General features: G+C 43.6%; 24 protein-coding genes and 1 pseudogene. 5 read left to right on the top strand and 20 right to left on the bottom strand.

The genetic code is table 11. From position 1 onward, the window contains the following. Positions 1 to 8 precede the first annotated feature (8 nt). The 4 genes and pseudogenes from BTR1S_RS17015 to degQ all read right to left on the bottom strand — a co-directional run bounded on the left by BTR1S_RS17015 (position 9) and on the right by degQ (position 3,766). Positions 9 to 2,365, bottom strand: a pseudogene (locus BTR1S_RS17015) (ATP-binding protein). Between the two features lie 11 nt (positions 2,366 to 2,376). After that, on the bottom strand, positions 2,377 to 2,550 hold the full coding sequence (comX, locus tag BTR1S_RS17010) for a competence pheromone ComX (RefSeq protein WP_029418729.1): 174 nt from the start codon (positions 2,548 to 2,550) through the stop codon (positions 2,377 to 2,379). A gap of 2 nt (positions 2,551 to 2,552) precedes the next feature. Next, positions 2,553 to 3,434, bottom strand: a complete 882-nt coding sequence (locus BTR1S_RS17005) for a polyprenyl synthetase family protein (RefSeq protein ID WP_029418730.1) — start codon at positions 3,432 to 3,434, stop codon at positions 2,553 to 2,555. Between the two features lie 191 nt (positions 3,435 to 3,625). Beyond that, positions 3,626 to 3,766: a degradation enzyme regulation protein DegQ gene (gene degQ, locus BTR1S_RS17000; RefSeq protein ID WP_003184860.1), complete on the bottom strand. Its 141-nt coding sequence runs from the start codon at positions 3,764 to 3,766 to the stop codon at positions 3,626 to 3,628. A 492-nt stretch (positions 3,767 to 4,258) separates the two neighbouring features. Between degQ and BTR1S_RS16995 the strand changes: the two genes are divergently transcribed. Continuing rightward, positions 4,259 to 4,600, top strand: coding sequence for a YuzC family spore coat inner layer protein (locus BTR1S_RS16995; protein ID WP_255265724.1), 342 nt, complete (start codon positions 4,259 to 4,261; stop codon positions 4,598 to 4,600). A 46-nt stretch (positions 4,601 to 4,646) separates the two neighbouring features. Here the strand turns inward: BTR1S_RS16995 and BTR1S_RS16990 are convergent, their stop codons facing one another. The 7 genes from BTR1S_RS16990 to BTR1S_RS16960 form a co-directional block, all read right to left on the bottom strand. Further along, positions 4,647 to 5,864, bottom strand: a complete 1,218-nt coding sequence (locus BTR1S_RS16990) for an EAL and HDOD domain-containing protein (protein ID WP_029418732.1) — start codon at positions 5,862 to 5,864, stop codon at positions 4,647 to 4,649. A gap of 186 nt (positions 5,865 to 6,050) precedes the next feature. Further along, positions 6,051 to 7,514: a nicotinate phosphoribosyltransferase gene (locus tag BTR1S_RS16985; RefSeq protein ID WP_029418733.1), complete on the bottom strand. Its 1,464-nt coding sequence runs from the start codon at positions 7,512 to 7,514 to the stop codon at positions 6,051 to 6,053. A gap of 17 nt (positions 7,515 to 7,531) precedes the next feature. After that, positions 7,532 to 8,083: a cysteine hydrolase family protein gene (locus BTR1S_RS16980; RefSeq protein ID WP_006638900.1), complete on the bottom strand. Its 552-nt coding sequence runs from the start codon at positions 8,081 to 8,083 to the stop codon at positions 7,532 to 7,534. 137 nt (positions 8,084 to 8,220) lie between these two features. Then, complete coding sequence (locus tag BTR1S_RS16975; RefSeq protein ID WP_006638901.1) at positions 8,221 to 8,622, bottom strand: YueI family protein; 402 nt, start codon at positions 8,620 to 8,622, stop codon at positions 8,221 to 8,223. A gap of 100 nt (positions 8,623 to 8,722) precedes the next feature. After that, on the bottom strand, positions 8,723 to 8,971 hold the full coding sequence (locus BTR1S_RS16970) for a YueH family protein (RefSeq protein ID WP_006638902.1): 249 nt from the start codon (positions 8,969 to 8,971) through the stop codon (positions 8,723 to 8,725). Between the two features lie 76 nt (positions 8,972 to 9,047). Beyond that, entirely contained in the window at positions 9,048 to 9,272 is a 225-nt protein-coding gene (locus tag BTR1S_RS16965) for a spore germination protein (RefSeq protein ID WP_006638903.1), read from the bottom strand. A gap of 72 nt (positions 9,273 to 9,344) precedes the next feature. After that, positions 9,345 to 10,448: an AI-2E family transporter gene (locus BTR1S_RS16960; protein WP_006638904.1), complete on the bottom strand. Its 1,104-nt coding sequence runs from the start codon at positions 10,446 to 10,448 to the stop codon at positions 9,345 to 9,347. Positions 10,449 to 10,634: 186 nt separating this feature from the next. Here BTR1S_RS16960 and BTR1S_RS16955 point away from each other — a divergent pair, with 186 nt between their 5' ends. From BTR1S_RS16955 to BTR1S_RS16945, 3 genes are all read left to right on the top strand, one after another. Beyond that, the gene (locus tag BTR1S_RS16955; protein ID WP_006638905.1) at positions 10,635 to 11,069 is read left to right on the top strand and encodes an Rrf2 family transcriptional regulator; all 435 of its coding nucleotides are present in this window, start codon (positions 10,635 to 10,637) and stop codon (positions 11,067 to 11,069) included. Positions 11,070 to 11,240: 171 nt separating this feature from the next. Then, positions 11,241 to 12,137: a prolyl oligopeptidase family serine peptidase gene (locus BTR1S_RS16950; RefSeq protein ID WP_006638906.1), complete on the top strand. Its 897-nt coding sequence runs from the start codon at positions 11,241 to 11,243 to the stop codon at positions 12,135 to 12,137. A 145-nt stretch (positions 12,138 to 12,282) separates the two neighbouring features. Continuing rightward, complete coding sequence (locus BTR1S_RS16945) at positions 12,283 to 13,746, top strand: esterase/lipase family protein (RefSeq protein ID WP_006638907.1); 1,464 nt, start codon at positions 12,283 to 12,285, stop codon at positions 13,744 to 13,746. Here the strand turns inward: BTR1S_RS16945 and BTR1S_RS16940 are convergent. After that, complete coding sequence (locus BTR1S_RS16940; RefSeq protein ID WP_006638908.1) at positions 13,743 to 14,273, bottom strand: HD domain-containing protein; 531 nt, start codon at positions 14,271 to 14,273, stop codon at positions 13,743 to 13,745. The genes BTR1S_RS16945 and BTR1S_RS16940 overlap by 4 nt on opposite strands. 200 nt (positions 14,274 to 14,473) lie before the next feature. Here BTR1S_RS16940 and BTR1S_RS16935 point away from each other — a divergent pair, with 200 nt between their 5' ends. Next, a complete protein-coding gene (locus BTR1S_RS16935) occupies positions 14,474 to 14,911 on the top strand; it encodes an NUDIX hydrolase (RefSeq protein WP_006638909.1) in 438 nt (145 codons plus the stop codon). Between the two features lie 29 nt (positions 14,912 to 14,940). Here the strand turns inward: BTR1S_RS16935 and BTR1S_RS16930 are convergent, their stop codons facing one another. The 8 genes from BTR1S_RS16930 to BTR1S_RS16895 all read right to left on the bottom strand — a co-directional run bounded on the left by BTR1S_RS16930 (position 14,941) and on the right by BTR1S_RS16895 (position 26,143). Further along, positions 14,941 to 15,672, bottom strand: coding sequence for a (S)-benzoin forming benzil reductase (locus BTR1S_RS16930; RefSeq protein WP_006638910.1), 732 nt, complete (start codon positions 15,670 to 15,672; stop codon positions 14,941 to 14,943). A 21-nt stretch (positions 15,673 to 15,693) separates the two neighbouring features. Next, positions 15,694 to 16,149, bottom strand: a complete 456-nt coding sequence (locus BTR1S_RS16925; RefSeq protein WP_006638911.1) for a hypothetical protein — start codon at positions 16,147 to 16,149, stop codon at positions 15,694 to 15,696. Between the two features lie 11 nt (positions 16,150 to 16,160). Then, entirely contained in the window at positions 16,161 to 16,649 is a 489-nt protein-coding gene (gene essA, locus BTR1S_RS16920; RefSeq protein WP_006638912.1) for a type VII secretion protein EssA, read from the bottom strand. Further along, entirely contained in the window at positions 16,639 to 19,701 is a 3,063-nt protein-coding gene (esaA, locus tag BTR1S_RS16915; RefSeq protein WP_006638913.1) for a type VII secretion protein EsaA, read from the bottom strand. The genes essA and esaA overlap by 11 nt, the downstream gene beginning before the upstream one ends. After that, complete coding sequence (gene essC / locus BTR1S_RS16910) at positions 19,698 to 24,182, bottom strand: type VII secretion protein EssC (RefSeq protein ID WP_006638914.1); 4,485 nt, start codon at positions 24,180 to 24,182, stop codon at positions 19,698 to 19,700. Before essC ends, esaA begins: the two co-directional genes overlap by 4 nt. 36 nt (positions 24,183 to 24,218) lie before the next feature. Continuing rightward, positions 24,219 to 25,514, bottom strand: coding sequence for a type VII secretion protein EssB (gene essB, locus BTR1S_RS16905; protein WP_006638915.1), 1,296 nt, complete (start codon positions 25,512 to 25,514; stop codon positions 24,219 to 24,221). 14 nt (positions 25,515 to 25,528) lie between these two features. Continuing rightward, entirely contained in the window at positions 25,529 to 25,768 is a 240-nt protein-coding gene (gene yukD / locus BTR1S_RS16900; protein WP_006638916.1) for an ESX secretion system protein YukD, read from the bottom strand. A 78-nt stretch (positions 25,769 to 25,846) separates the two neighbouring features. After that, positions 25,847 to 26,143, bottom strand: a complete 297-nt coding sequence (locus tag BTR1S_RS16895) for a WXG100 family type VII secretion target (RefSeq protein ID WP_006638917.1) — start codon at positions 26,141 to 26,143, stop codon at positions 25,847 to 25,849. Between the last annotated feature and the right edge of the window lie 238 nt (positions 26,144 to 26,381).

Here is a 26,381-nt window from a genome sequence, read left to right as displayed (position 1 = left end):
ACTAAACATTACAATTCCATTTCAATAATGACCCTGAATCCTTTTCCCTCAGCTGTTTTAATTTCAAGATTGCCGTCCAATGCGCGGACCCGCTCACGGATGCCCGACAGCCCCATGCCTGTTTTGTTCTGATAAAGCTTGTCCTGATCAAAGCCGACACCGTCATCCTCATAATGAAGGACGACCTTTTCTTTAATGCAAACGAGCATAATCAGAATCTCGTGCGCCTTTGAATGTTTAACCGCATTGTTCAACAGCTCCTGCACGATTCTGTACAAATTCAGCTGTGTATCAAGATCCAGCACTTTTGAAAACCTTTCCGTGTTTAAGCGAATGCGGATCGATGAGGATTCCTGATGCTGCGCCACCAGTTTGGAGAGCGCCTTAACAAGGCCTAGATCATACAGCAGCTGCGGCCGGAGCTCCTGGCACGTTTCCCTCGTCGTCTGAATCACATTTGACATTTGCTCATTCATATTGATCAGCCTTTGCTGTATTTGAGAGGTACAGACTTTATCCTTTTCAAAATCGGCAAGAAACATCTCGCTTTGATGCTTCAAAGAAATCATATCCTGAAGCACCGAATCGTGTAAATCCCTTGCCAAATCAGATCTCTGCTTCTCCTCAATCGCAAACATCAGCTTATTCAGCCAAGCCGGATTCGGCCCTTCCTTTTTCACATTCTCAAGATGCTCCATCAGCTCGCCGATTTTCAACACGTTTTCCAAGGAAACACTCGTATAAAACGCCAGCGTCTCAAGCCAGGAAATTTCATCGCGGGTGAGCCTGGGCGTATTTAGCATCGACAGACACAGCATGACATAAGACGTCCCGCCCCGTTCACCGATCTTAATCAAAAACCCGCGGTCGACTTCGATGATTTTGCCGATTTCGGCGATGACCTTGGAGACTTCTTTTTCATATGGAATCCAAGGGTAATCTTCCGTCTCTCCTTCCAGCAAAGAAATCGTTCCGTCGTTTTTCACTTTCAATACATGTGCTTGGCTGACAGTCAGCACATCCAGTATCGCTTGCTTCAATTCTAATAGGACTTGATTCAAAGACGTAAATGTCCGGATCATTTGCGTAAATTTAAAGATGCTGTCTTGATAGTTAAACTTCTCTGAAAATCGTTTCATACGTAAGCGGAAGTCAAGGATTTCTTTGAGATAGAATACTCCAAGCATTACAAGATAGATATAAATCGCGAGTCTAATTGTATTGTAGCCACCTGTTGGATACTGTGTAAATGTAACTATGGATACAACAATAACTGTTGGAATAATCGCCAATAAGCCATAATATCTTAGTCTACCTAGAATAAACTCAATATTGTATATTTTATTTGCCATAAATTGATAGACTAAAGAAAATGGAATTAACAAAAGGAATGGTGCAACAAAAACTGACGGGAATATATAGTCACCTAAAATCAGGCTTGGAAATACATAAAAACCCACAAAAGGTATTATTGCTACAAAATTGGTTAGCATCATCATTTTTAAAAAATAAGCTTGTGCAGAAAACTTATATTTATTTAACCCATATAAAATAATGATGAAAACCACAATAACACCGACAAAAAAAGAAAACAAATTTATTGTGCTTATAACTTCAACAGACAACTTATCTATACCTAAAAAATATTCTATAATAATATTAACTACTGGCAAGAGATATAGTAAAAATACTTTATTACTGAAAAATTCCTTCCCTTTTTCCTGAAAATACTTATAAACAAAATGCAAGTAACTAACAGGTACCGATAAAAATGTTAGTAAGTTTACATACCTACTAAACACATCACCTCTTGAAACACCACCTGCACTTAAATAAGCAATTGAAATGTTTAATAAAAACGCAATCAATAAAAAAGTAGAAGAAAAGAGTTTACTTGATTTATTTGATTTTAAAATAAAAAAGTAGAAGAAAAGAGTTTACTTGATTTATTTGATTTTAAAATAAAAAAGATGCAAAACAAACACAATAAGTAAAAAATAACTGGAATAACAAATACAAAGAAAATATCATATCCAAGAAAAGTCTCCCTGGTGTTAATCCCTATGACCTCTGTACCCCTCTTTACAGTGACTGAATACACCCCGGAAAGAAGACTTTCTGCTGGCTCCTTCTTTTTAGATATAGTTTTACCATCAATCTCAAGGAGAATATCCCCTTTTTTTAGTCCAGCATATTCCGCAAGAGAGTCTTCCTCTACTTTTAAAACAACTAACTGCTGATGCGAATTATATTTTAGTTTAGCACCATCAAATACATTATTAAAACAAAGATAGCAGATATAAAGACTGTAAACAAAACTCAAAAGAACCAGCAAAATCGAAATTCCGTTTAATGAAAATTTCAATTTTAAGCTCCCTATCCTTTGTTTAGATTCCACAACGTTACCTTACCTTGTAATTCGAATCCTTCGAATGCTTTTATTATAGATAGTAACTGATCATTATCTACACCTAAAAGGCTCGCTTTTCCAAACATAACCTGTTCCAAAACCTCTGGATGTTGAACTAAATAACTCACAATTTCCTGCAAAACTATTCCTCCTCATCAAACATCTGTAAAAGCAATAAAGTTAAATCTTTTTTCTTCGGCTCTTCCAAATCCAACTCAGCAATTCCCTTTCTAAATTTCTGAATAGCCAACTGATTCATAACATACATATACTGAGTAACACCAGCTGCCTTCAATTTCTCTTTATACAATTTTATTTCTATATCGGCAATTTTATCCTTAGTTTCAAATATATTTAACAATTCTATTGAGGCTTGATTAAATTTTCGCTTCAAATATAAGTAAGAAAGCGTTCGCTTCTTTTTTGCTATGTCGCTTTTGGAATCATAAAAAAGAGCCTTATAATCATTTTCAATCTGCGAAGCAATTCCCAGCTGGTATGCGTATGTTTCGACTGTTTTATTGAATTCGCCTGTTGCAAGCATCGTTCCCAAAACGCAGGAAAGAGCCGTCAGAGAACCCGATTTCCGCTTGATCATACCAAGACATTCTTCTTCGGTTACTGACTTGTTCCTGAGATCATCATGCTGCCCCTGTGTTGATTCCAATATGTATTCCATCAGTTTCTGTAAGAACGCAGGATTATTTGAAACAGAGCTGATCACTTTGATACCGAGGGTGTAAAGAGCTGTCGCAGCATTCAGAACGACTGAACGGCTCATCTTCATCCAAAGCTCGTCAGGACTGTCTTCATCCTCCAAATCATCGAATATATCAAAAGAAAGAATCAGCAGTTCAATCCCGGCTGCAAGAGTTTCCGCCGCTTCGGTATCTGTGCCGCCAAAACAGTTGTAATGACAAAAAACAAGCTCACTGAAATTCAGATGGTCTTTTGCATCAACAAAAGAATGTAAAGTCTGATTTAAGTCGCTGTTGGGAATTTCATCGTCTATAAAATGATTCATTTTTTGCTTGATTTTATGTTGATCTAGACTGAAAAGCTTAGAGATGACGCTCCCTCCTTCCTTAATATTTTACTAAAACAAATTCCTGATTGACAGAGCATTTTTTCATTTTAACAATTATATAATAATTTATCCTTTTTTTGGTTTGTAGTCAAAAAAAAAAAAAGGACTTGTCTAAAACAAGTCCTTTTTTAAGAGGTTTTTAAATATGTGTACTTGTCGTACTGATCGATGCTTTTGTTAATCTTGCGCAAGGAGTCCTTTGTTTCTCTGATTTCATTTTCAAGCCGCCAGAGTAATTGCTTTAACTCTTCAATTTGTTGCTTTTCCACTGATTCCACACTCCTTTTGGAAGATCAATCAAATTTGTGTATAGTGAACGAGTCATAGGTATTTGATCTGTTAATTCAAGTTTAAAGGCATCTGGCCACTTTTTCACCGAAAAGATGACTAAACATTCATGCGTTAAACCGCAAACTTTCCATAGACCATAAAACCCATTCTACATGATTGTACAATAGTTCTCAAATCCTAATTGAATGTAAAAAAAATATCTTTATTTTGAAACAAAAATGTAACTTTCCATTTAAAACCCTTTCATTCCATGGATGCAGATAAAATTAGTTCGTTTTATGATCATGAGTCGAAAGTAACCCAAGTCGAAAAGCTTCAAAAATGTGAAGGTTCTCAGAACGCAAACGCGGATTCAACACCGAAAAACAACGCAATAAATATTGCGTAATTTTTCCCTAAAAAACCATTCCTTGTGCTTACACCGCAAAAACCGCAATTTGACCCGTAAAATAAAAAATGAGGTGTTCAATTTGTTTCCATGTTGCATGATCAATACTTATTGGGCGTATCCGCACCATTACTATCGCCAGATATTTCCCGAGGTCAAAACAACCATGCTTCTCCGCTCAGCAAAAGAAGCCCACAGCCTTATGGCCGACGGACAGCGGATCTTGAACAGGTTAGCCTCTTCTCAAGATTTGGCGCGAAGAATCATGACGGCTGCCCAGAACTCGCAAAAAGAAACCGTCAAATCGTTATTAAGGCAAACCGGCATTCACAGCCAGCTCGACGTATCCTTCAATCCCGACGGCATTCACATCGTGCTAATCAATCCGTACAGCACAATGTCTCTGATTTTGCGCTGGTCCTAAAACGAAAAAATCCGGCTTCTCGGGGAGAAGGTCCGGATTTTTTTTATTACAACAGCTTTTGGCACCAATCAATGGCTTCCAGATAGCATTTATATGCATCCTCTTTTGTCAAGCCGTCTATTTTCGAGTTGTCTTCCCATTTATTTCGTTCAATTGATTTCGCAAGCCTTAAAATTTTCCGATAGTCGTTCTCTTTGCCGAGCAAAGCCTGGCCCACTTCATCTGTCAGGGGCAGTTCACTGATCACTTCCGGTAATTCCTTATGCAAAAGTGTATCAATAAATGAAAACATTCCTGTCAGCATATAGGAAGAAGGCTGGGGACGATTTGTTTTTTTCGCCAGCAATTCGCAAAGCTTTGCGCGGATGAGCGAAATTTTCACGACTTCATTTTTGCTGGAGTTTTTTCTTTTCGTTAAATCTTTAAAGGAAAGGATGTAAATCCATCTTTTGATTTCTTTGAATCCGAGCAGCACGATCGCCTGGCGGATGCTTTTAATTTTTTGTATCGGCCGGTTGGCCGGCGAGTTCAGCAGTTTCAGCAACTGGTAAGATAGCGACAAATCCTTTTCGATAATATTTGTGACAACTTGAATATCGGGCTGTTCTTCGCTTAATTCATGCAGCAGTTCATAATAAGCATGGAAATGATATGTAATGTCCTGACCGTCGATCACGACCGGTTCGCTGAAGAAATATCCTTGAAATAGATGAAAACCGTCGGCCGCCGCCTGCTCATACTCTTTTCTCGTCTCCACTTTCTCAGCGAGAAAGGTCAAACCGTATGGACGGCAGGAACGCAGAATGCTCTGTCTTTCCGCCTGCGTTGTTTTGAAAAAATCGACCTTTAAGATATCAATATACTTCAGAAGCTGATGAAGCAGCTCTTGATGTCCGCGGTGCTTTAAACAAAAATCATCAAGGGCAATCATATAGCCGAGCCTTTTCAATTGCCTGCACCTTTCGATCAGACTCCGGGTAATCGGGACATCTTCGAGAATCTCTATCACTAGCTGATCGGGATCAAAGTACGTCGGCATTCTTGATTCTAAAAGCCCCGCCGTAAAGTTTACATAATATCTTTTGCCTTCTGTCAGTTTATCGATTCCGATGTTTAAAAAGCTGTTAATCATTAGTTCTGCCGTCGCTTGATCGCCGTCTGTTCCGGAAAACACGTTTTTTTCGCTTTCCCTGTATAAAAGCTCATATGCGACGACTTGTTCTTTTCTGTTAAAAATTGGCTGTCTGGCGACAAATACCCTCATTCCTCTTCCCCCTAGCGACTGAGGTACCTTTTCTCTAAGTATATCAAATAAATGAGCGGGTTCCTTCGACCTACGAAAAAATTCATCGAAAACATAAACTTTATATAAAAAAACAGATAATCCCCGAAGAAATTATCTGTTTCAATCCCAAGTTCCGCTCATAAACTGTCGTTTACAGGTTTATTTTTAATCCAGGCTTTTGATCGCTTTGATTTTCGCCTCATGAATCTGCTGCATTTTGTTGTTCCAGCACGCTTCGCTTAAATCAACCGGATATTCTTCAGGTTTGCTGATCCGTTTATACTCTTCCCAAAGCAACTTAAGGTTCTCCTGAACATACTGCTTAATGTCCTTAATGCACGGATTTTTATAAACGAGCTTGCCGTTTTCAAAAATCGGTTTATGGAGATCTTTGGCGTCGAAATTCGTAACAAATTTGCTGATAAACGTATGAACGGGATGAAACATTTTAAGCCGCTCCTGCTCATTCACCTTTTCATAGTCTAGAGCGATGTAATCTCCTTCTGAATGATGATTCAGCTGGTTGATGATTCTGTACACCTTTTTCTGTCCCGGGGTCGTCACTTTTTCCGGATTGGAAGAAATTTTAATCGTATCTGTCATCTTCCCGTTTTCTTCAATTGAGACGAGTTTATAAACCGCTCCAAGCGCGGGCTGGTCATAAGCGGTAATCAGCTTTGTGCCGATGCCCCAGACGTCAATTTTCGCCCCTTGAGCCTTCAGATTCATGATCGTATATTCATCAAGATCGCTTGATGCGACGACCTTTGCATCGTGAAAACCCGCTTCATCCAGCATGGCTCTGGCTTTTTTGGACAGATAGGCAAGATCGCCGCTGTCAAGGCGGATACCAATGAATTCGATTTTATCGCCGAATTCTTTAGCTACTTTTATCGCATTGGGAATGCCTGAACGGACCGTATCATATGTATCGACCAAAAACACGCATTTTTTATGGGTTTCCGCATATTTTTTAAATGCTGTGTATTCGTCGCGATAGGCCTGTACAAGGGCATGGGCGTGCGTGCCTGACACCGGGATGTCAAACCGTTTTCCGGCGCGGACGTTGCTTGTGGCATCAAAGCCGCCGATGATCGCCGCTCTCGCCCCCCACATCGCCGCATCCATTTCATGCGCGCGCCTCGTTCCGAATTCAAGCGCTGTTTCGTCTCCGATCACGCTTTTGATTCTCGCGGCTTTTGTGGCGATTAATGTTTGGTAGTTCACAATGTTGAGCAATGCCGTTTCTACAAGCTGCGCTTCTGCCAAAGGAGCTTCAATCCGCATGATCGGCTCATTGCCGAAAACGATTTCCCCTTCCTGCATGGAATAAAGCGAACCGGTAAATCTCATGCCCTTTAAAAAACCGAGAAAGTCATCCTTAAAGCCAAGCTCTTCCTTTAAGTATGTTAAATCGCTTTCAGTAAATCTGAAATCGCGCAAAAATTCGATCGCTTTTTCCAAACCGGCAAAAACAGCAAAACCGCTGTCAAAAGGGAGCTTTCTGAAAAACAGCTCAAAGACGGCTTTTTTTTGATCAATGCCGTCGCGCCAATAGGTTTCCGCCATATTAATTTGGTAAAGATCTGTATGAAGTGATAAACTGTCGTCAGTAAACCGGTGTTCCAACCTTCATTTCTCCTTCCTCAATCTGACACTGAAGCTCCCAGGGCGTTTGCAAAGTGGGAAAGAGCCCAGTCGTGTCCATCCGGGTTAAAGCTAGCCACTGCGTTTTGATGAATGACAAGATCAAACCCTTTATTATAAGCATCTACTGCGGTATGGAGCACGCATATATCCGTGCATACGCCGATTAAATGCAGTTCTTTAATGTCTCTTTCACGAAGCTTCAATTCGAGATTTGTCCCCGCAAAAGCGGAATACCTTGTTTTTTCCATGTAATATATATGACTGTCATTTTCATGCTGTTTAAAAAGCGCGTCAAGCTTTCCGTATAAAGCTTTCCCTGATGTGCCTTTTATATTGTGGGGTGGAAACAAGCGTGTTTCCGGATGATGCAAGTCGTCGATATCATGGGCATCCACTGCGAATACGACATAATCGCCGTTTTCAATAAACGTTTCCGTCAGCTGTGTCACGGCCTCCTCAATGTTTTGAGCCGGCTCCCCGCACGTCAGCTTTCCGTCTGATGCGACAAAATCATTTGTATAATCGATGCAAATAAGAGCTTTTTTCATTGCCGCCCTCCCTGCCATTTGTATGATAGATAACATTATAACTTATCTAAACGGACAAGTGAATGGGCGATTCAGACGGAAACAGGCCGCAAGCCGCGTTGCAGGCGGATTTTTTAGAAAAAACAAAAAAACAGCCTTCAGCCTTTTTTCAATATGGAACGTTCAAAAATGTCGTCTTGTACATAAATCGATGCTTTTTCAACAGCACTCTTCGCTGCGAGGATCAACCCGAGCGGCGTGTCTGACTGCTGGTCTGAAACGATTGAAAAAGGAACCCCTTGTTTGTTTGCGGTCTTGATATAAGCCGAAAAACGCGAGTAATCGATTTCGCCGTTCAACAGCAATGTGGCATCCGAATGTGATTCGATCGCCGCGATCACTTCATCGTATGCTTTCGGACGGAGAACTTGTCCCTTTGTTAAAGCGATGATCACTCTTTCTCTTAATGAGCCTAAAAACAGCCTGCGCTCATCCGGCTTTGTTTCACGGATTCCGTGCATCCCCTGCTGCAAGTATAGATCCATTGATTGGTCGCTCATGTCTAGACCCTCCCGATTTGTCATAGTTGCAAGATTTTCGGTCTTTTTATCAGTATGGCATGAAACAGACCGGGATAAACCCGCGCTTCCCCGCCCTTATCTACATTTCCGTTACCCATTGGACGATCTTTTGAGAAAGCTCCTCCGCAGCATCTGTTTGCATGTTTTTTGCCAGCGACTGCTTCAGCTTTTGAACAAGCGGCCGCTTTTCTTCTTCATAGGAAATCAGCGCGCTCCATTCCAGTTCCGGCACAGCCACAAGCGTATGAGACTGCTTTTTATTTTCATGCAGATACACATCTGTGATCATTTTGTCTTCACTTACAATGTTTGCTTTTCTGATTTTCATATCTTGCTACACCTGCCTATCTATCTTTCTTCCCATTATACTATAAAAAACAAACAGCCTCTTTTAAAAGAGGCTGTCAGGCGTTGAATCCCTGTGTGGCATCGAATACGTCCGCATCTTTAAAGCTTGTGATGCTTCTTTTGTTATGAACCAGTCCGAAGTCGCCTACATTAAATCCTCCGCATCCTCCGATTTCGGAAGCTTGCGTCGTCTTTGGAGAAATGGCAAACACATCTCCAACGAAAATGGCGCTGTTGTCGTTAACCTCCCGAATCAGAATCGGCCCCACCATTGCGGGCATAATCCCACCTCCGCCATTGCTTTTATTAGCAGGATATGTGCCTACAGAAAAAAGGTTCAGGCAAATGCGGGCTCAAGCTTCTGTTGTCATTTCTTTTTTCGATCTCTGTCTTAAACGGACGAGGCGGACAATATTCAGCGTAAAGGCCTTCGCAAGAGCGTAGCATGGAACGGCCAGTATCATGCCGAGGACGCCTCCGAAGCTTCCGGCGCCGAGCAATAGAAGAATGATTGTTAAAGGATGTGTGTTCAGCCTTTTTCCGATGATCAGCGGCGACACCAGATTTCCGTCGATCTGCTGTACGACCACCACCACGATCACGGCGATCAGAGCTTTAGTCGGTGAATCGATAAACGCGATGATTACCGCCGGTGTCGCACCGAGAAACGGACCGACATACGGTATAATGTTCGTCACGGTCATGATCACACCGAGGATCAGCGCATATTTCACACCGGCGAACAAAAAGCCGATGTAACAGCCGATGCCGACAAACAGGCAGACGATCAGCTGTCCTTGAATATAAGCGGCAAGCGTTTCATACAAATCCTTAAAAATCTTCAGCCCTTCATTTTTATATTGATCGGGGAGAATTTTTACAGCCAAATTCGGAAAGCGGTGTCCGTCTTTCAGCATGTAAAACAGGATGAACGGGACGGTCAAGGCGATCAGCGCTATATTGGTAACCACTCCAAACACGGAAGTCAGGCTCGCTGTAATATTTTCGGGCAGATTCGTCAGAAAATCCCCGATTGATCTTTCGATTTTAGATACAGAAACAAAATCCTGATTCATCATCCATGTAAACCACTGCGTATTGGATAAATGTTTAATGAAGTTTTGAATCTGCTTGACAATGTCCGGAATATTGTTAAATAAATCGGTAACCTGCTTAGTAAATACAGGTCCGACAGACGACAAGACAAACCCGATCAAAGCCACAAACGCCAAGTAGATCAGCAGGATGGACAAGGTTCTCGGGAGCTTTTTTTCGAGAAGCCGTACGACCGGGTTAAAGATAAAATACAAAATTCCCGCAATTAAGACCGGAAAAAACAATGTCGATACAAATAAAATAATCGGCTCGAAAAGAAACGACACTTTTGTAGCAACAAACACGATCAGGAGCACCAATAAAATTTGCACCGTCCAAAAATGAGTCTTTGATTTAAACAACCTTTTTTTCCTCCCGGTTTTTTCATTACTCTAAAAACTACTATTCACACTAACGTCTGTCAACTGTTTTCCTTCCATTCATACGAAAAAGCTTTGACAGGGTTTCATTTCAGCGCCTTTTTGAGCAAAAAAGATTGACAGCTTCTTTCGTTGTAAATATAATGATTACAACGAAAGGGTGATTTGATGAAGATCAGCAGCAGATTTACGATAGCCGTACATATGTTATCCTTGATGCACGTCCGAAGCGACCATTTGACATCAGAGCAAATCGCAGACAGCGTCAATACCAATCCGGTCATCATCCGCCAAATCAGCAGATTGCTGAAAAAAGCGGGCTTGATTGAAGTAAAGCGCGGCACAGGCGGCGCGCACTTATTACGGGATGCCGGCGCCATTTCTTTGTATGATGTCTATAAAGCCGTCGAGGTTGTCGGTGAAGGCGAACTGTTTCACACTCACGAAAATCCCAATCCTGATTGCTGGGTTGGCGCGAATATCCACCAGGTTCTTGAACTTATTTTATTAAAAGCGCAAACAGCCATGGAGACTATACTCAAAGAAATTTCTATAAGAGAATTGACTGATCTGATCATCCAAAAAAAGAATGCTTCTCAATGAGGCATGATTTTTTTCAACTCGTTGTAATAATATCACTTACAACGAGCGTCTGACACTGTGTTTTTTCAGCTTGTTGCAATAATATTCATTACAACGAAATAAAAGGAGGTGGGCACCATGTGATCAACACAGGCAAACCCGGATTTCCATCACATTAAGGGAGGACTTAACATGACGAAACATATAAAAGAAATCAACTGGGAGCAAAACACCAACTCTTACATTCAGCTCATACCGAATATTGAGTACACAAAAGTGGAAGACACTTCTTTGACATTACATTTGCTGGTGTACCGCAATCCAATGGATGCGTTATTTAACAGAGAAGGCAATCAGGAAACATATCCGCTGATCATTTATCTGCAAGGGTGCGGATGGGGCTGGACAAAACAGGATACAGCCGCCTTTATCCCCCAGCTGGTTCCATTTGTCGAGCAAGGCTATGTCGTGGCAAGCGTTCAATACAGAGGCAGCGGAGAGGCGGTGTTTCCGGCTCAGCTTCACGATGTGAAAACAGCGGTCCGTTTTTTAAAAGCAAATGCCGCCCGCTATAACATCGATCCCGATAGAGTGGGAGTCTGGGGTGATTCTTCAGGCGGCCATTTGGCTCTTTTGCTTGGATTGACTGAAGGAATTGAAGAATTTGAAGGGCCGGACGAATACCGTCATGTATCGAGCAAAGTCGATGCGGTTGCGGACTGGTTCGGTCCGGTCGATCTTCTGTCCATGAGCAAATATCCGTCCATCTTCGACCATGATTCTCCCAATTCGCCGGAATCCAAGCTGATCGGCGGAGCTGTTCAAGAAAACAGAGAACAGGCGGAACAAGCGAGTCCGATAAGCTATGTTCACAGGGAAGCGCCCCCCATTCTGATCATGCACGGGGATCAGGATGATGTCGTCCCTTATGAACAAAGCGTCCAATTGTTTGAAGCCTTAATAAAAGAAGGCCATGATGCCCTTATGTATAAAATAAACGGGGCCGGACATAACGGTTTTACCCAAGCTCATACCCTTGACATTGTCAAATCGTTCTTCCGCAAACATTTAAAGCCTGGAAAAGCATGAATAATGAAGGCCGGATTTCCGGCCTTTCAGTGTATATTCCTCTCTTTTGTGAATATTTTTTAAATTTTTTTCAGTATATCGGTATAAAGTTCACCTTCAGAAAATAAGATGAAAACGCTTACAAATAAACCATGAGGTGAACATGATGAAAAAAATGGTGCTGCTTATTGCCGTTTTGCTGATTTTGTATCCGCTTACATCAAAAGCGGGCTTTAAAGGCGGAGACGGCGATCCCGGCTATTGGTTCCCCGGTGATCCCGTTGAAGCTCCCGATCCCGGAAAACCGCCGCTTGTTTTTGTCCATGGTTTAAACGGTTCGTCCAGTATATGGTTTGACAAAAATGACATGTCAGAACAAGCATTTAAAAACGGTTACGATACAGCCTTTATCGACCTCCACCCCGACAAAGACATGCGGGACAATGGAGCGCTGCTTGCGTCTAAGCTTCGTGACATGTATGAACATTTCGGCCGGAAAATGATCCTCGTTTCCTACAGCAAAGGCGGCATTGATACCCAATCAGCGCTTATCTTTCATGACGCTTACAGATATGTCGAGCATGTCATTACACTGGGAACCCCCCATCACGGGTCACAGCTGGCAGACCTTGCGTACAGCAGCTGGGCCGGATGGCTTTCCGGCATTTTAGGCATGAAAAATGACGCCGTTTATTCATTGCAAACCGGTTATATGGCTTCATTCCGCGAGCAAGCCGACAGCCATCCAAACAGGGCGAAAACGCGCTATTATACATTGGCGGGCAATAAGATCGGGGGATTCGGCAGCGTATTGTTTTTCGGGGGCGTCTATTTAAACATGTTTGGCCAAAATGACGGGGCTGTCACGGAAAAAAACGCAAGACTTCCGTATGCGACAAATATGGATGCCGGAAAATGGGACCATTTTTCAATCATAAAAGGAAATATCACATTTCCCGTTTTTCTGCCTTTATTAGGAATTGAACAGCAGGCAAATCCAGCAGCATCATTATCAAAAGAGCACACGTCTTATCCGTATATCAGAGGAGGCGAGAACAAAGGTCAACAGGAAGAAGAATTTGCAGTGGAGAAAGGGGTGAAAGAAGTAACCGTTCACTGGCTGAGCAGCCATTCCTCGGGAAATATCAAGCTGACCGACCCGCACGGCAAAGCCGTCACGGACTTTGCACTGTCAAAGACAGCAGATGTATTTGAGGGCGGATTTGTTCATTCCGCTACAGTGAAGAACCCGGCTTCGGGAAAATGGACGATCTCGTCTTCCGTCAAGCAGAAGGAAGCCTATTTATTCGTCGCCACATTTGACTCTCCGCTCGACCAGCAGATTCAAAGGACGGTGAACACGCAAGCATCAGGCCTGGCAAATGTGAAAACCGCCGTCCGTTCCATCCGTTATGAAAACGGAAAGCAGGTTGAGAAAAAAGAGCTCAAATCCGTATCAGCAAATGGACTCCGGCACAGCCTTTCATTCAAAAAAGCGGGCATGTATTCGGTGACGGTCGATCTCTCTGGAAAAACAGCGGACAACGCGCCGTTTAACCGAACGATCATCAGATCAGTTTATGTAAATGACAAAGGGCAGAGGTTTGAACATAACCCTTTGCACCCTTAAACCGTTTTTTTCATGGGTGAACAGGATTTATCCACCATATGATCAAGCTGTTTGATTTTTTTCAGCGCAAGTTCATGATCGATTGTGCGGTAGTGATGATGTCCGCCTGGTTCTTCATCAAGCTCATCCGCCTTTTTGACAATCTGCTGCAGCTTGTTTTTATCAAGGTCGCCTTCAGGCAAATATGAGTCGGTATGAAGCAGAATCGCCAGAGCGATCTCTTTTGCCGCTTTCGGCTCCTCGCCCAGCCGGATCAAAAGCTTGTGGGCGCGTTCCGCTCCCTTTATGGCGTGAATGTCGTTCTGTCTGTACTTTTCATAATCCCATTGACCGTCCGTGTACCATTCATAATGTCCGATATCATGCAAAAGAGCCGCTTTTGTCGCTATATCGGGATCGATTCCCGCTTTCACCGCCAAGCGGTACGCATGGTATGCACAAGCGATGGCATGGGCGACGCCTGAACGCCTTAAATATTTTTGTGCGATTGGATGGGTGAATACATCCATTAATGTTACGTTTCTCATGTAAACCCCTCCTTTATATATTTTTAGAATCCTAACATATTTTTGCGGAAATCTCAATTGATCTGACACATCATAAATGAAATTTCCGCATCTGCTTATGTTGGATAGCATCCGCGGCCCGTCCGGGGCTGCTGTTTTTTTGTGGCGTTCGCTTGGTATATTGATATCATTGAAGTGATGGTGAAAGGAGCAAGGAAATGATGACCACATTCGGAGTAAAAGAAGAAGGCATAGAATATATATGGAAGCCGGCTGTTTACGGCCTCATATTCAATGATCAGAAAATCGCCGTTGTGCAAACAAAAGACGGGAAGCTGTTTCTCCCCGGAGGCGGAATCGAACATGGTGAGACACATGAAGCTTGCTTAAAAAGAGAAGCCCGTGAAGAAATCGGAATGGATATTACGATCGGCAAGTTCGCGGGATGTGCGCGGCGCTATTTTTTCTCGCCAAATGAAGATCGATATATCCTGAGCGAGGGGTATTTTTATTTGTGCGAGATAGGCAAGCAAGTGGGCAGACCGACCGAGGAAGACCATGAACTCAAATGGATCGGCACACGCCGGGCAATTGCCGATTTATTTCACGAACACCAGAGCTGGGCGGTACATGAGGCATCAACATTGCTGCAAACATAGCAAAAAGGACCTTGGAAAAGGCCCTTTTTTTATAAAAACTGTTTGATGTCATACACTCTGCCGTTTTCAAAATCGGTCTCAAGCAGATCGAGCAAAACACCGGCAACAAAAGACGTGCTTCTCAGCTTTCCTTCTGTTTGATAATTTTTAAATCGTTCAATTTCATGAAAGTCTTGTTTCGATGATGAGCGAATGACTGCCTGCATGCCGGTATCCATAATCCCCGGTGAGAAAGAAATCACCTTTACCGGATGTCGCTCATCTTCCTGTTCATAGCCGAATGTTTTCGTGAACATATCAAGCCCCGCCTTTGAGCTGCAATAGGCGCTCCAGCCTTTATAAGGGTTTTTTGCCGCGCCTGATGATATGTTAACGATCGCTTTTTTGCCCGGAAATTCTTTCAGCCATTTTGCAAACAGCTGGCTGAGGATCACCGGCGCCAATAAATTCAGGTCATAGTGGCGTCTCAGTTCCTCCCGGCCGGCTTCCCCCGCGCGTTTGATCGGTTCCACCATTCCCGCGTTGTTGATCAGGGTGATGGAAGAACAATCAGAGATTTGTACCGAATCCATTAATTTCTGAAACAGCTCTTCCGTTTCAGCCAGTTGCGTCAGATCGGCCTCGTGCTGTATCAGCCGGTCATGACGGATATCGGATTTGCTGCGGGAGAAAGCGTGCACAACATGGCCTTTCTCTAAAAGGCCTTTGGCAATCGCTTCACCGAGGCCTTTTGACGCCCCCGTTACAATGGATAAATGCATGTGGATTTCCCTCCTTATCCATCATTGTACTGATTCAGGCGCTCTTTTCTCAAGCGGCTGCCTCTGGTGATCAGGCAGAAATGCCGCCAGCAGGTAAACGGCAGCTGTCAGAAAACTGAACGATTCCCATACGATAAGCTGAAAAAAAGCTCCTGATATAAGGAGCCATTTTAAGCCCGGACCGCCCCGCTTTCTTAAGATCATCACGAAAGCGAACACGATGATGCCTAAAGCCAAAAACGATCCAATAATGCCAAAGCCGGTATGAAAAAAGGCCGTCATCGCCTGGTCGTATTCCTCCCTAAGGGAAGGAAACAGCCACAAAACGGCCCCCAATGTAAAAACAATGGCAAACAAACTGATCATGGCTTCCAACAGATATAGTCCATTCGCGGCAACAAGAACGCATAGCCAGATGATTGATAACCCAAAAGCAAGTGAAACAGACAACAGCTTGTAAAACCTCGGATTTTTCATGAGAACAGCTCCTATTTTTTCTGCTGTCCCGCAATCCGCGGAATCAAAAAGAACAGACCTGCGATGCCGAGAAGAATAAGCACGCCGTAAAGGATCGGCAGGATGAGCGATTGCTGATCGGTGCTGTCCGTATCTTCCTTTCCAAGGCGTGAGGGTTCAGAATCAAATGACAGGTTAAGCTGTTTCAACTGTGCCACCACCGTGTTTGGTTCATCTGATGTGACCGTAAATATTTCTTTCAGCTCTTCTTTTGGATCAAGTTTGTTCGTTTCTTTAAAAGAAAAGTTCTTTAATTCCTCCGGGATGGTGATATCTCCCTTGTATTCAGGCTCTTCCTCCTGAATGTAGTCTGTGTTGACTTCGATGTCCTGTCTTTTATATTCATTTGGCTTCACATCAACATTATCAGTCTCTTCCGCTTTCACGAGCGGAGTGAAAAGAAAGAAGGAGAGCATGATCGCCATGATCCCCTTCTTTCCCCAGTTTGCATTACGCCTCATGGTCAATCTCGCCTTCTTCTGTTTTTGCTTTTGCAATCTCAACAACAAAAGGAACAGCCAGCACGACAGCCGCAACTAACACCAAGGCTCCGATTCCGAGAGCAAACAGATCTCCAGTGCCATATTGAATCGACATATATACCTTTGATACCGGATCATTAAAACTGAAGTTCGGCATCGCCAAATCGAGCAGCGGCGCAATGTAGAACAAAATCAAGGCGGCCGTTGCCACGCCTCCAGGAATGGATCCGAGCATGAATGCCGTACGGATAATCGCAGAGCTTGCGATAAGCAGCAAGATCGTAAAGATCGTCCACATCACTGCCTGGTCGTCAGCAAGTGAATAGACATTCAAGCCGAACAGGCTGATCATCAGGCCGACAATGAGATTGAGAATGCCGAACAGCGCGCCTCTGACAAGCAGCGGTGCCTTTTGATAGTGATGGCTGAAATAGCCGATCAAAAGACTTGAGATCAAGACAATCACGAGAATCACGACCGGAGGAATATTCTGCGCTTTAGACTCCGGAACGTCCCCGCTGATTTTCACCGGATTTGCCAGATAGTCGTATACATACGTGTCATTGCCTCCGAACGCATTGCCGAGAACGCCGTACACATCACTGCGGACGAGTTTGGTGGAATTCACGTTTTTGCCCCAGTTCGAATTCAGCGTATCCGCTTTTTCCTGTACATCGTTTACACTTTGCTGAATGTTGTTTGTGTAATCGATCACACCGGATTGATGTTCTGACAATGCACCGAGCATATCTGACAAGCTGAGAATGTCGTTTCCAAGCGTATCCTGCATGCTGAGTACAACAGTTCCGTCCGTTGCATCCCCTTCCATTACGGCCGATCCTGCACCTGCCGGATTGCTCAGCTGCTCAGTGACGGCATTTGCCCGCTCTGAAATCGAGTCAAGCTCATTCATGATTTCATCTTGTTTTTCTTTAACGAACGTTTCATACTCTTTCACAAAATCGGTCATACCCGTTGTGTATGCTTCAACATCTTCACTTGTGGCGAGCATGTTGTTTTTTAGGGTTTCCCATTTTGTGTTTTCGTCGACACTAACTCTGAGGACTGTGTCGACTTGATTTTTGCTATTTTGGAGAACTCCATCATCAAGCTCTGTCCCTGCTTTATATCTTCCAGTTATTGTGGCATGGTAAATAGATAATAGATTGTAGTAATCCATTAAATTATTAATATTTCTATTAACAAAAATATCATTTTCGAATGCCTGTCTTACCTCATCTTTTAATTCATACGTCTGTAATTCTGTTTCGAGATCTATTATTTTATCATATATTTTTTGAAAATCGTTGTCTCTATCAGTTTTAATTTGGTCAATCTCTATATTTAGATTTTTTACAGTTTCATTTAAACCATCGATTTTATCATTCAGTTTTTTTATTTTTTCATCTAAATTATCAATTTTTTTCTTAAGTTCTTCGTTATGTTCTTTTGTTTTTTGATCAATGTTGGATTTCACACCTGCAATATTGGAAGATATGGTATTTAACTCTTTTTTTAACTCCTCAAGATTATTACCGTCTTGATCACCCGGATTTTCTTCTGAAGGAGTCGGATCTTCATTTGTGGTATCATCAACATTATTTCCACTGTCTGTCTGCTGTCCATCTTCATCTGAATTATTCGATTTGTTTTCATCTGTTTGTCCATTACCTGCTGGATCTGTTGACGTATTATCTTCTGCTGTTCCATCGTTTTCACCAGGTGAAGGAGATTCAGGTTCTTCTTTATTAGGTACTTGAATGTTATTAGACAAATCCTCTAATTCTTTTGAAATCTTTTCTAGTTCATTCGCTTCATCATCTAAATTTATTTCTATATTTTTGTTGTCTTCATCATCTCCGGGTTCTTCTTTTCCATCATCCCCTGGTTCTTCTTCTTTCGGCGTTTCATTATTATTTGATTCAAACAATTTTTCACGATTCTTTAGCATAGGTGTTTCAATTTGATTTAAAGTGTATTGTCTAGCCTGTTTTTTATATTCAGAAATCAGAGCGCTCTGTATCGTGCCGATCTGGCCAAGCTGCTGCTGCGGTATCTGATCATACCGGTAGTCTTGAAGCTCCTTGTTAGATCTCGCAGCCTCGCCAAATTGCGTCTGCAAATTCCCAAACGCAGTGGTCATGCCGTTCATTCTTTGGGCGAAGGTGCTTGATGTGCTGGCTTGTTTTTCATTGATGGACGTCAGACCCGTTTGGATTTGCTTTTCGCTGTCCGCCTGGGCGGCCATCAGCAGTTTTGACTGCTCCTGTTGGTATTTTTTATATTGATTGACGTTTTCGACAAAACCGTCCAATTGTTTTTTGGTTTCCTCAACGCCTGTGCTGCGGTCTTTTGAGGTGTCTTTCGTTTGGTTGATCGATTCTTTCAGGCTGTCGATCATTTCTTTTTGTCTTTCCACCTCGCCGGCCAGGTTGTTTGAGCTCGGCTTGTAAAAGTTGTACATCGCGTTTTGGAACTCTGATTCTTTGTCTACGATATTGTCAAATTCATCTCTGACATCCTTCATTCTCAGCTTGACGATATTCCAATACAAGGAAGACATCTTTTTGCTGACAGACTTTTGGGCGTCCTGAAGCTCGCGCTGGACTTTTTCCTTGTTGACGGCGTCAAGCTGGGCTTGAACTCGGAAATCCAATTCCGCTTTTTGCGGTCGCTTATGATTGTAGCTTAAAATATTGTTCGTAAAGTCTGATGGAATGTAGACAATCGCATCATATTTTTTGTCGGCGAGTCCGCTTTCGGCGGTGCTGCGGCTGACGACCGTCCATTTATAGTCGGGCCGTTCAGCCAGTGCAGCCGAGATATCGCGGCCGAAATACACTTTTTTCTCGTCGTTTCCGCTGCCTTGATCGCTGCCGATATCTTCATTGACAACGGCGATTTCTTTCGTCTCATTCGACACTTTTTTCGTCGGATTCTCTCCGATGAAATGGAAAAACAAGACGGGCAGCAGTATGACGATCAGCACGGCGCTGATGATTTTCAGCGAGCTTTTCTGTTGTTCCGTCATTTCATTTTCTTCCTTTCTACAGAACATAAAGGAATTTGAATTTTCCTTTCCTTGCCGTTTTCAACAATGTAACCGAAGCCCGGCTGAATTTCCGGCTCCTGCCGTTCGTACGGGAGCTGAATCAGATTTTGCTCGGACTTTTTCATCAGCAGGACGGCATGTCTGACTTGTTTGACCTCGCTCGTTAATGAATCATACCCTTTTGTAAACTCGTTGTGGTTTCCGGCAGGGATGAAGTGGAAACCAAGATGGGCGTATGATTTCATAAACATGGCCATCCTGTCTTGGATCGATGCGTCAATTGTTTGCTGGAAGCGTGAAATTCCGTCAACGATAAAGACCATCGGCGAGAAGTCGAGCTTTGCGGTTTCCCCTGATCTGACCGCTTCCACGTACATCGCTTCCCTTGTCCGGCAGATTTCCTCCGCCTCAGACAGCCAAAGCAATATATCGTCCTTTGTCTCAAGATAGCTGATCTCATCTTCTGTTGCGTATTGGGACAAGCCGCGGTCAATCGAATCAAACACGGCAATTTTTTTCGTATCATGGTCAAGCAGATGTTCAAGCATGATTTTGATGACGTTTGTTTTTCCGCGCTGGGTCTGTCCCATGATGAGACAGTGTTTGTTTTTCTCTAGGTTAAAGTAGACAGGCTCAACCGTCTCTTCATCAAGCCCCATAGGGATGAGTCCTCTCTCAGGCTGCAGCGGGTAATCCCTCATGAACTGCGTCACGGAAAGCTCGAGCGGCAGCATTGGCACCGGAGCCGGCTTTCTCATGCCTTGATAGCGGTCCGCGATGGCCTGAATATCCGCTTTGATCTGTTCAAACAGTTCGAGATCGTTCTCTGCCTCAACAGGCATAAACATTTGTGCGAAATACTGGCTCTCTTTATTGATAATGACCCGTCCCGGTATCGGTTCAAGGCTGTACTCAGGCCTTCCGATAATCGAATAAGCTTCAGACTGATCAAGCAAATAGTGGACGACCCTTGTTTTCAGGTTGTTCAAGAGCGATTGCCTGATCGCGTTGACTCTTGTCGCCGTCAGGATTAAGTAAATTCCCAATGACTGGCCGTCGCGGGCGAACTGAATGAATTCCTGTTCGAGCTCATGCATCTCATCTTTGATAATGTCAAAGTTGTCAACCGTGATAAAGATGAACGGCAGCTTTTCTTCATTCAGCGCATTGTACATCTTGATGTGGCTGATTTCTTTCTGACGGAAGAGATTTTTCCGGTGCTCGATTTCCTCTTTGATCCGGGCCATAAATTTTTCGATTTTTCTTGTCTGGTCCATGAGGAAATAATCGGCCGTATGCGGAAGTCTCGCAAGCGGCAGAAGCGTTCCGTTTCCAAAGTCAAAGATGTAGTTGTGCAGCTCCCCAGGCGTGTATTCAGCCGCAAAGCTCATCAGGAAGGTGATGGCGCTGAGCGATTTTCCGTAGCCTGAAGACCCGACGATTCCGATGTTTCCGTCCTCCATCATGCGATAGCTGATCGGCTTCTGGCTTTGCTTCTCAGGTTCATCGATAAAGGCGAAGTTGAACGTATCGGCTTCATCCGACGGATAACGCGTTTTGGGAATGCGCTCCTCAAGCGGCGGCAGCCAAGGACTTGGGAGTTTTTCGATTCCCATTTCCCCCTGAATCTGCTCGATTTGTTCAACGACGGCGGAAATTTCCGTCTGCACTTCTTTTTTCGCCGACTGATCGGCATCAACGTCTGACAATGGAATCAAGCCGGTATCCGTTACGATCGCGACTTCATCCTCTGTTCCATATGCGTCTTCCATGTAAGGCGCACCGCTCCACGCAGACTGGAACAGCTCGTATACTTCGTTGTTTCCGACCTGCAAATAGCCGCGACCTGTCACCGTGATGGTCGCCGCGTCCCCGTTTTTGAGGATCTCTTTACTGTCGTTTGCGTCCTGCACTTTTAAGGCCACTTTAAATCTGGAGTTACTCCAGATCTGGTCATCGATGATGCCGCCCGGCTTTTGCGTCGCCAAGATTAAGTGCACCCCAAGGCTTCGGCCGATCCTTGCCGCACTGACAAGCTCGCGGATAAATTCCGGCTCTTCGCTTTTCAGCTCGGCAAACTCATCGGATATTAAGAATAAATGAGGCATCGGTGTTTTTGCTTTTTTCTGTTTATACAGCTTCGTATAATCATTGATATGGTTGACACTGTACTGATCAAAAAGGCGCTGCCTTTTCTTCAGCTCGCTTTTGATTGACGCCAGGGCGCGCGCACTGAAGTTTTTGCTGCCTTCGATGTTCGTGATCGTTCCTAGCAGATGGGGAATGTTTCTGAACGGCTGCGCCATTCCGCCCCCCTTATAGTCGATCAGCAAAAAGGCGACCTCATGCGGATGGAAGTGAACAGCCAAAGACAAAATATACGTCTGCAAAAATTCACTTTTCCCCGAACCTGTTGTCCCCGCAAGCAGCCCGTGCGGCCCGTGCGCTTTTTCATGCAGGTTCAAATAAACGATGTCCTCTTTCCCCTTATAACCGATCGGTACCGCCAGCGATTTAGCCGACTCGCTTGTCAGCCATTTTTCTCTGATGGCGATATCATTGACTTCTTTTGCATGGAACAGCTCGAGAAACGATACGGTTTCAGGGATTGAATTTGTCATGCCCATCTGGTGATCAAGCGTCCGCAATGTCCGTGAAAAGATTTCATTATCTTCTCTTTGATGATCATCCAATTGAAAAGGGATCTGGACGGCTTTCTTTTGCTTGATCAAAATATCGCCCTCATGCTCAGTAATATAACGAACAAGGGTATGAATGTTTTCTGACAGGCTTTCCTTTGTCTCTGCCGCAACAATCGTCGAAACGCCGAGATGTTTTTGCTTACCTTCCAAATATTCGAGAATGACGTGCTCTGCGATCAGCTGCTGATTTGTAATGATAAAGACGAAGTGCGGTCTGAACCGCGTTTTTTCTTTGTTTTCATCCAAATCGCGCTCTCTTAATATCTCATATATGCTGGAGAGAAGCTGATCCCTCGTCTGTTCGTTGTAAATAAAGCCTTTCGCATATGTATGCGGAAGCTGAAAATGCGGAAGCCATTTCATCCATTCCCAGTCTTTGTACTCCGCTTCATCAAAAATAAACACAAAGCGCAGATCATGATAGCTGTGGAAAAAAGCCAGCTGTCCGACAAGCTGATGAATTTCATTTTTTACAACAGACAACTTTCCGACGACACCCATCGGGCCTTCGGCAAGGTTCACGGTAACCGGAGCATTTCTCAGTTCTCTGTAGACCTGCTCTATTTTTTGCGTTTGTTCAAGAAGATCGTCTGTATCGCGGTTTGCCAAATCCCCTCCGTTCAAATTGATGTGATAGGAGGAAGCAACCGTCCCCGTTCCAAGGCGGATCTGAAGGAAATCCTCGCTTTCAATCGATTTTTCCCAAATTCGGCCGCTGATTTCCCGTGTTAAATATTTCATTCTTTCAAATGAAGGGAAATGAAAGTTCAGGACAAACTTTTGCCTTTCCGCAAGCTCATGCAGCTCTTTCTTTTTATTTTCAAGATAGAGGGTGTAGACCCTCTCCCTTTTCTCTTCGCGCTTTTTGCGCTGGTTTTTGTCGCGGAAATACTGCACCGTTGATGTAATCAGCGTCATCATAAACATCGCCAGCGAGACGAGGATAAAAATCCCGCGCGGCTGGATGAGCGCCACGATTCCCATGACGACCAGCATGACAATTGGAGGAAGGATCATCAGCCATAATCCTCTGTTGTCATTGTCGCTTTCCTGCGCAGGGAAGCTGAATGAGATTTTGTCATCAGGCAGGTCATAGATCATTCTCGGCGGCCTGCGATATTGCGGGTATTTGTTTTTCGTTTCAGAGCTCGGTTTTACCGTTTGCTCCAAAGCGGTTTCGAACGGCTCACGCGCGTTGATTTCCAAAAGATCGCCTTCAATGATCCGGAAGGTATTCAGCCCGAATAAGATTTCATCTCCGTTTTGCAATGAGGCGGGCGCGGTTATTTTTTCGCCGTTCATATAAACGTTAGCGCCATTTGGAATGACGTTCCATTGATCTTCAAGTCTGATGATTGAGAACGTTGCCTGATTCCCGAAGAATGGATCCATCTCAGAGAAATAGACGTCAGCTTCCTGATCATGGGAGGAAATCGCGATTTCCTTTCTTTCTCCTAAATAATAAACAGGGGCGCTTTCCTGTTCCTCGGTTAAAAAGAGGACCAGTTCTTCCTTCCCGTCCTTTACTGCCGCTTTTTCGCCAAGCTTCAGCAGAAAGGCAGGCTCCTCTCCTTGAGACACGCTGTAAGCGTCGGCATCCCTTTGCTTGTCCAGCGTCACCGGACCTTTTTCAAACGGAAAGTGGCGGATGGTGACGGAATGCCTCAGCTCAGGGCCGATGGTCAGCGTGCGGGTGCTGGGATGATCCAGCTTTACGTTTTGATAGTTTTCGCTATAAAAAATCCATAACAGATTCATTTTTCCGCCTCCTGCAAACAACAGGTTTTATCGCTTTTATTTGTCATCTTTTTTCTTGTTGTCTTCCTTTTCTTTTTTTTCCTTTTCTGCCTCTTGCTTTGCTTTTTCAGCCTCTTGTGCGGCCTGCTGCTGGTCAGCAGAAGTCTGCTCGGCTTCTTCGGCGTTTTCCGCTTTTTTTCGTCTCTCATTCACTTGTTCGAGTTCTTTTTCAAGCGGTTCAAGCTGTTTTTCTCTTTCTTCGCTCGACAATTTGTCATTCGCTTTGATTTCTTGCTCATATTTGATAATCGCATAGCCGATCCAGCGGTCATCCTCCAACAAGTGGGCCGTTTCTAACGCTTCCTTGTTTTCACCCCGGCCAATTTCAATGAAATACTGGAAATACTTCGGATCGGCCTGAAGCGTAAGCAAATTCAGGGCGACTTCCTGTCCGTTGGCTTCCTTCAGCACATTGTCAACCGCCGCATAAGAATAAGCAAGCTGGTATTGAACAGACTCCGGCATTTCACCGGCATCATATTTATCAAGCGTGCTGATGACTTTGCTGTATTGTTTATTTAAAAAGTAGCGGTTGCTGTCAATAAACGCTGCCTGCTTCGGCTGGATAAAGAACAGTGAATAAAATGAAAATAAAACGGCCGGTATTAAGCATATAATGAGTCCCAATCCTATGTATCTTTGAACCTTCCATTTCTTCTTCGGAAGATGGACAAGCGTTTTTTCTTCGGCATCCAGTTCATCGATCTTCGTTTTGATGAAGGCTTTTAATTCACCGTATGTTTTGCTTGAGATGATGCCTTTGGCCTCGTCTGAGAACTTTATCGTTTCACTGTATTTCAAATAATCTTCAAAGGAAAATTCCCAGTCGACGGCCAGCGCCGCCGCCGCTTTCACTTCATTAAACAGTCTTTCTTCATCGTTTTCGTATGGCGGAATGCTTTCTTTCACTCCATAATGTAAAAATGCGGGGGTGAGTCCCTTGTCAAAGACAATGTTTTCCGGTGCCGCGATCAAGTGCAGCCTGTTGACTGAATGCTCTTCAACAGCCTTGACGAGCTGATAAGCAAACAGCCATTTGCTTTTTTTATTTTTCGTTTTCAAATGGCGAAATGGCTTGTATTCTGACGGAGGCTGAATCGAAATTTGGACTTCATCATCGGTCATAACGGTTTCCTTTTTAAAGGAAGGATTGACTTCTTTGATGACGTTTGCTTCCAAACCGTTTACAAGATTGATTTTTTCTCTTTGAAAACGAATGATATAAGTGTCGTCTTCTTTCGTCATGACCGCCTCTAATTGATTTTCCAGATACGTTTTCTTTTTTTCTGTCATTCATCCAGATCCTTTCATAGTATTTCCAGACGGTCACCTGTCGTAATCCCGCAGTCGGCTAACGTGTATTCGCCTGAAAAAACGGCATCTTTATTCGTCACCCTTACCCAGTACCCTTCGCGCGGAGGCAAGGGGATGCTTTTGGCTTGCCATGCGATATCGATGACCTTTTTAACAGAATGGTAATCTGACAGTCTGAGATCAAAAGCGCCGCCGTCATAGTGCTTTAAATCGATGGTAATGTCGACGTACACAGTTCATCACCTCTCAATAGAAAAAGCGCCGTCATCTTCTTTTGAATTAGGCGCTTCTCTCGTTCTTCTAATCTGTAATTAGCCGCGGATTTGGCTAGCGATGTCTTGGTCAGTGCTTTCAAGAGTGTTAGCAGTCTGATGAAGCTGTTTGGAGACGTCACTTAGAAGTTCAGCCATTTTTAGAAAAGAAGGTCTTAGCTCTTGATATTGCTCTGCGAATGCACGGCTTGATTCACCTTCCCACATATCCTGAAGCTGATTGATCATTTGATCAAGACGCTGGTTTACCTGTTCAGTTACATCTCCGCTTTCCTTTTGATATCTGTCAGCCATTTGCCGGAGTTCCGCCGGCGTCACACGAATGATTCCTGACATATTCCTTATACCTCCTGCGCTATTCGCCCTAGATATGGGCTAAATAACTTATTTTTTTGAACGTTTTTATTATAAAAACAAGATTGAGGCACAGTCAAACAAATCTGTTGTAATTTTACAAAATGAGTCTAAAGGTTTATTGTTCCTCTATTTCCAACCAACTAAAATTATAGATATCTAGTAAAAATATCTCAATTTCAAGTACCGGTACGGATCAGATCAAAAGACATGGTTCTAA

It is taken from the genome of Bacillus sonorensis NBRC 101234 = KCTC 13918, from assembly GCF_001592005.1.
Taxonomy (GTDB): domain Bacteria; phylum Bacillota; class Bacilli; order Bacillales; family Bacillaceae; genus Bacillus; species Bacillus sonorensis.
This window is presented reverse-complemented; position numbering and strand designations above follow the sequence as displayed.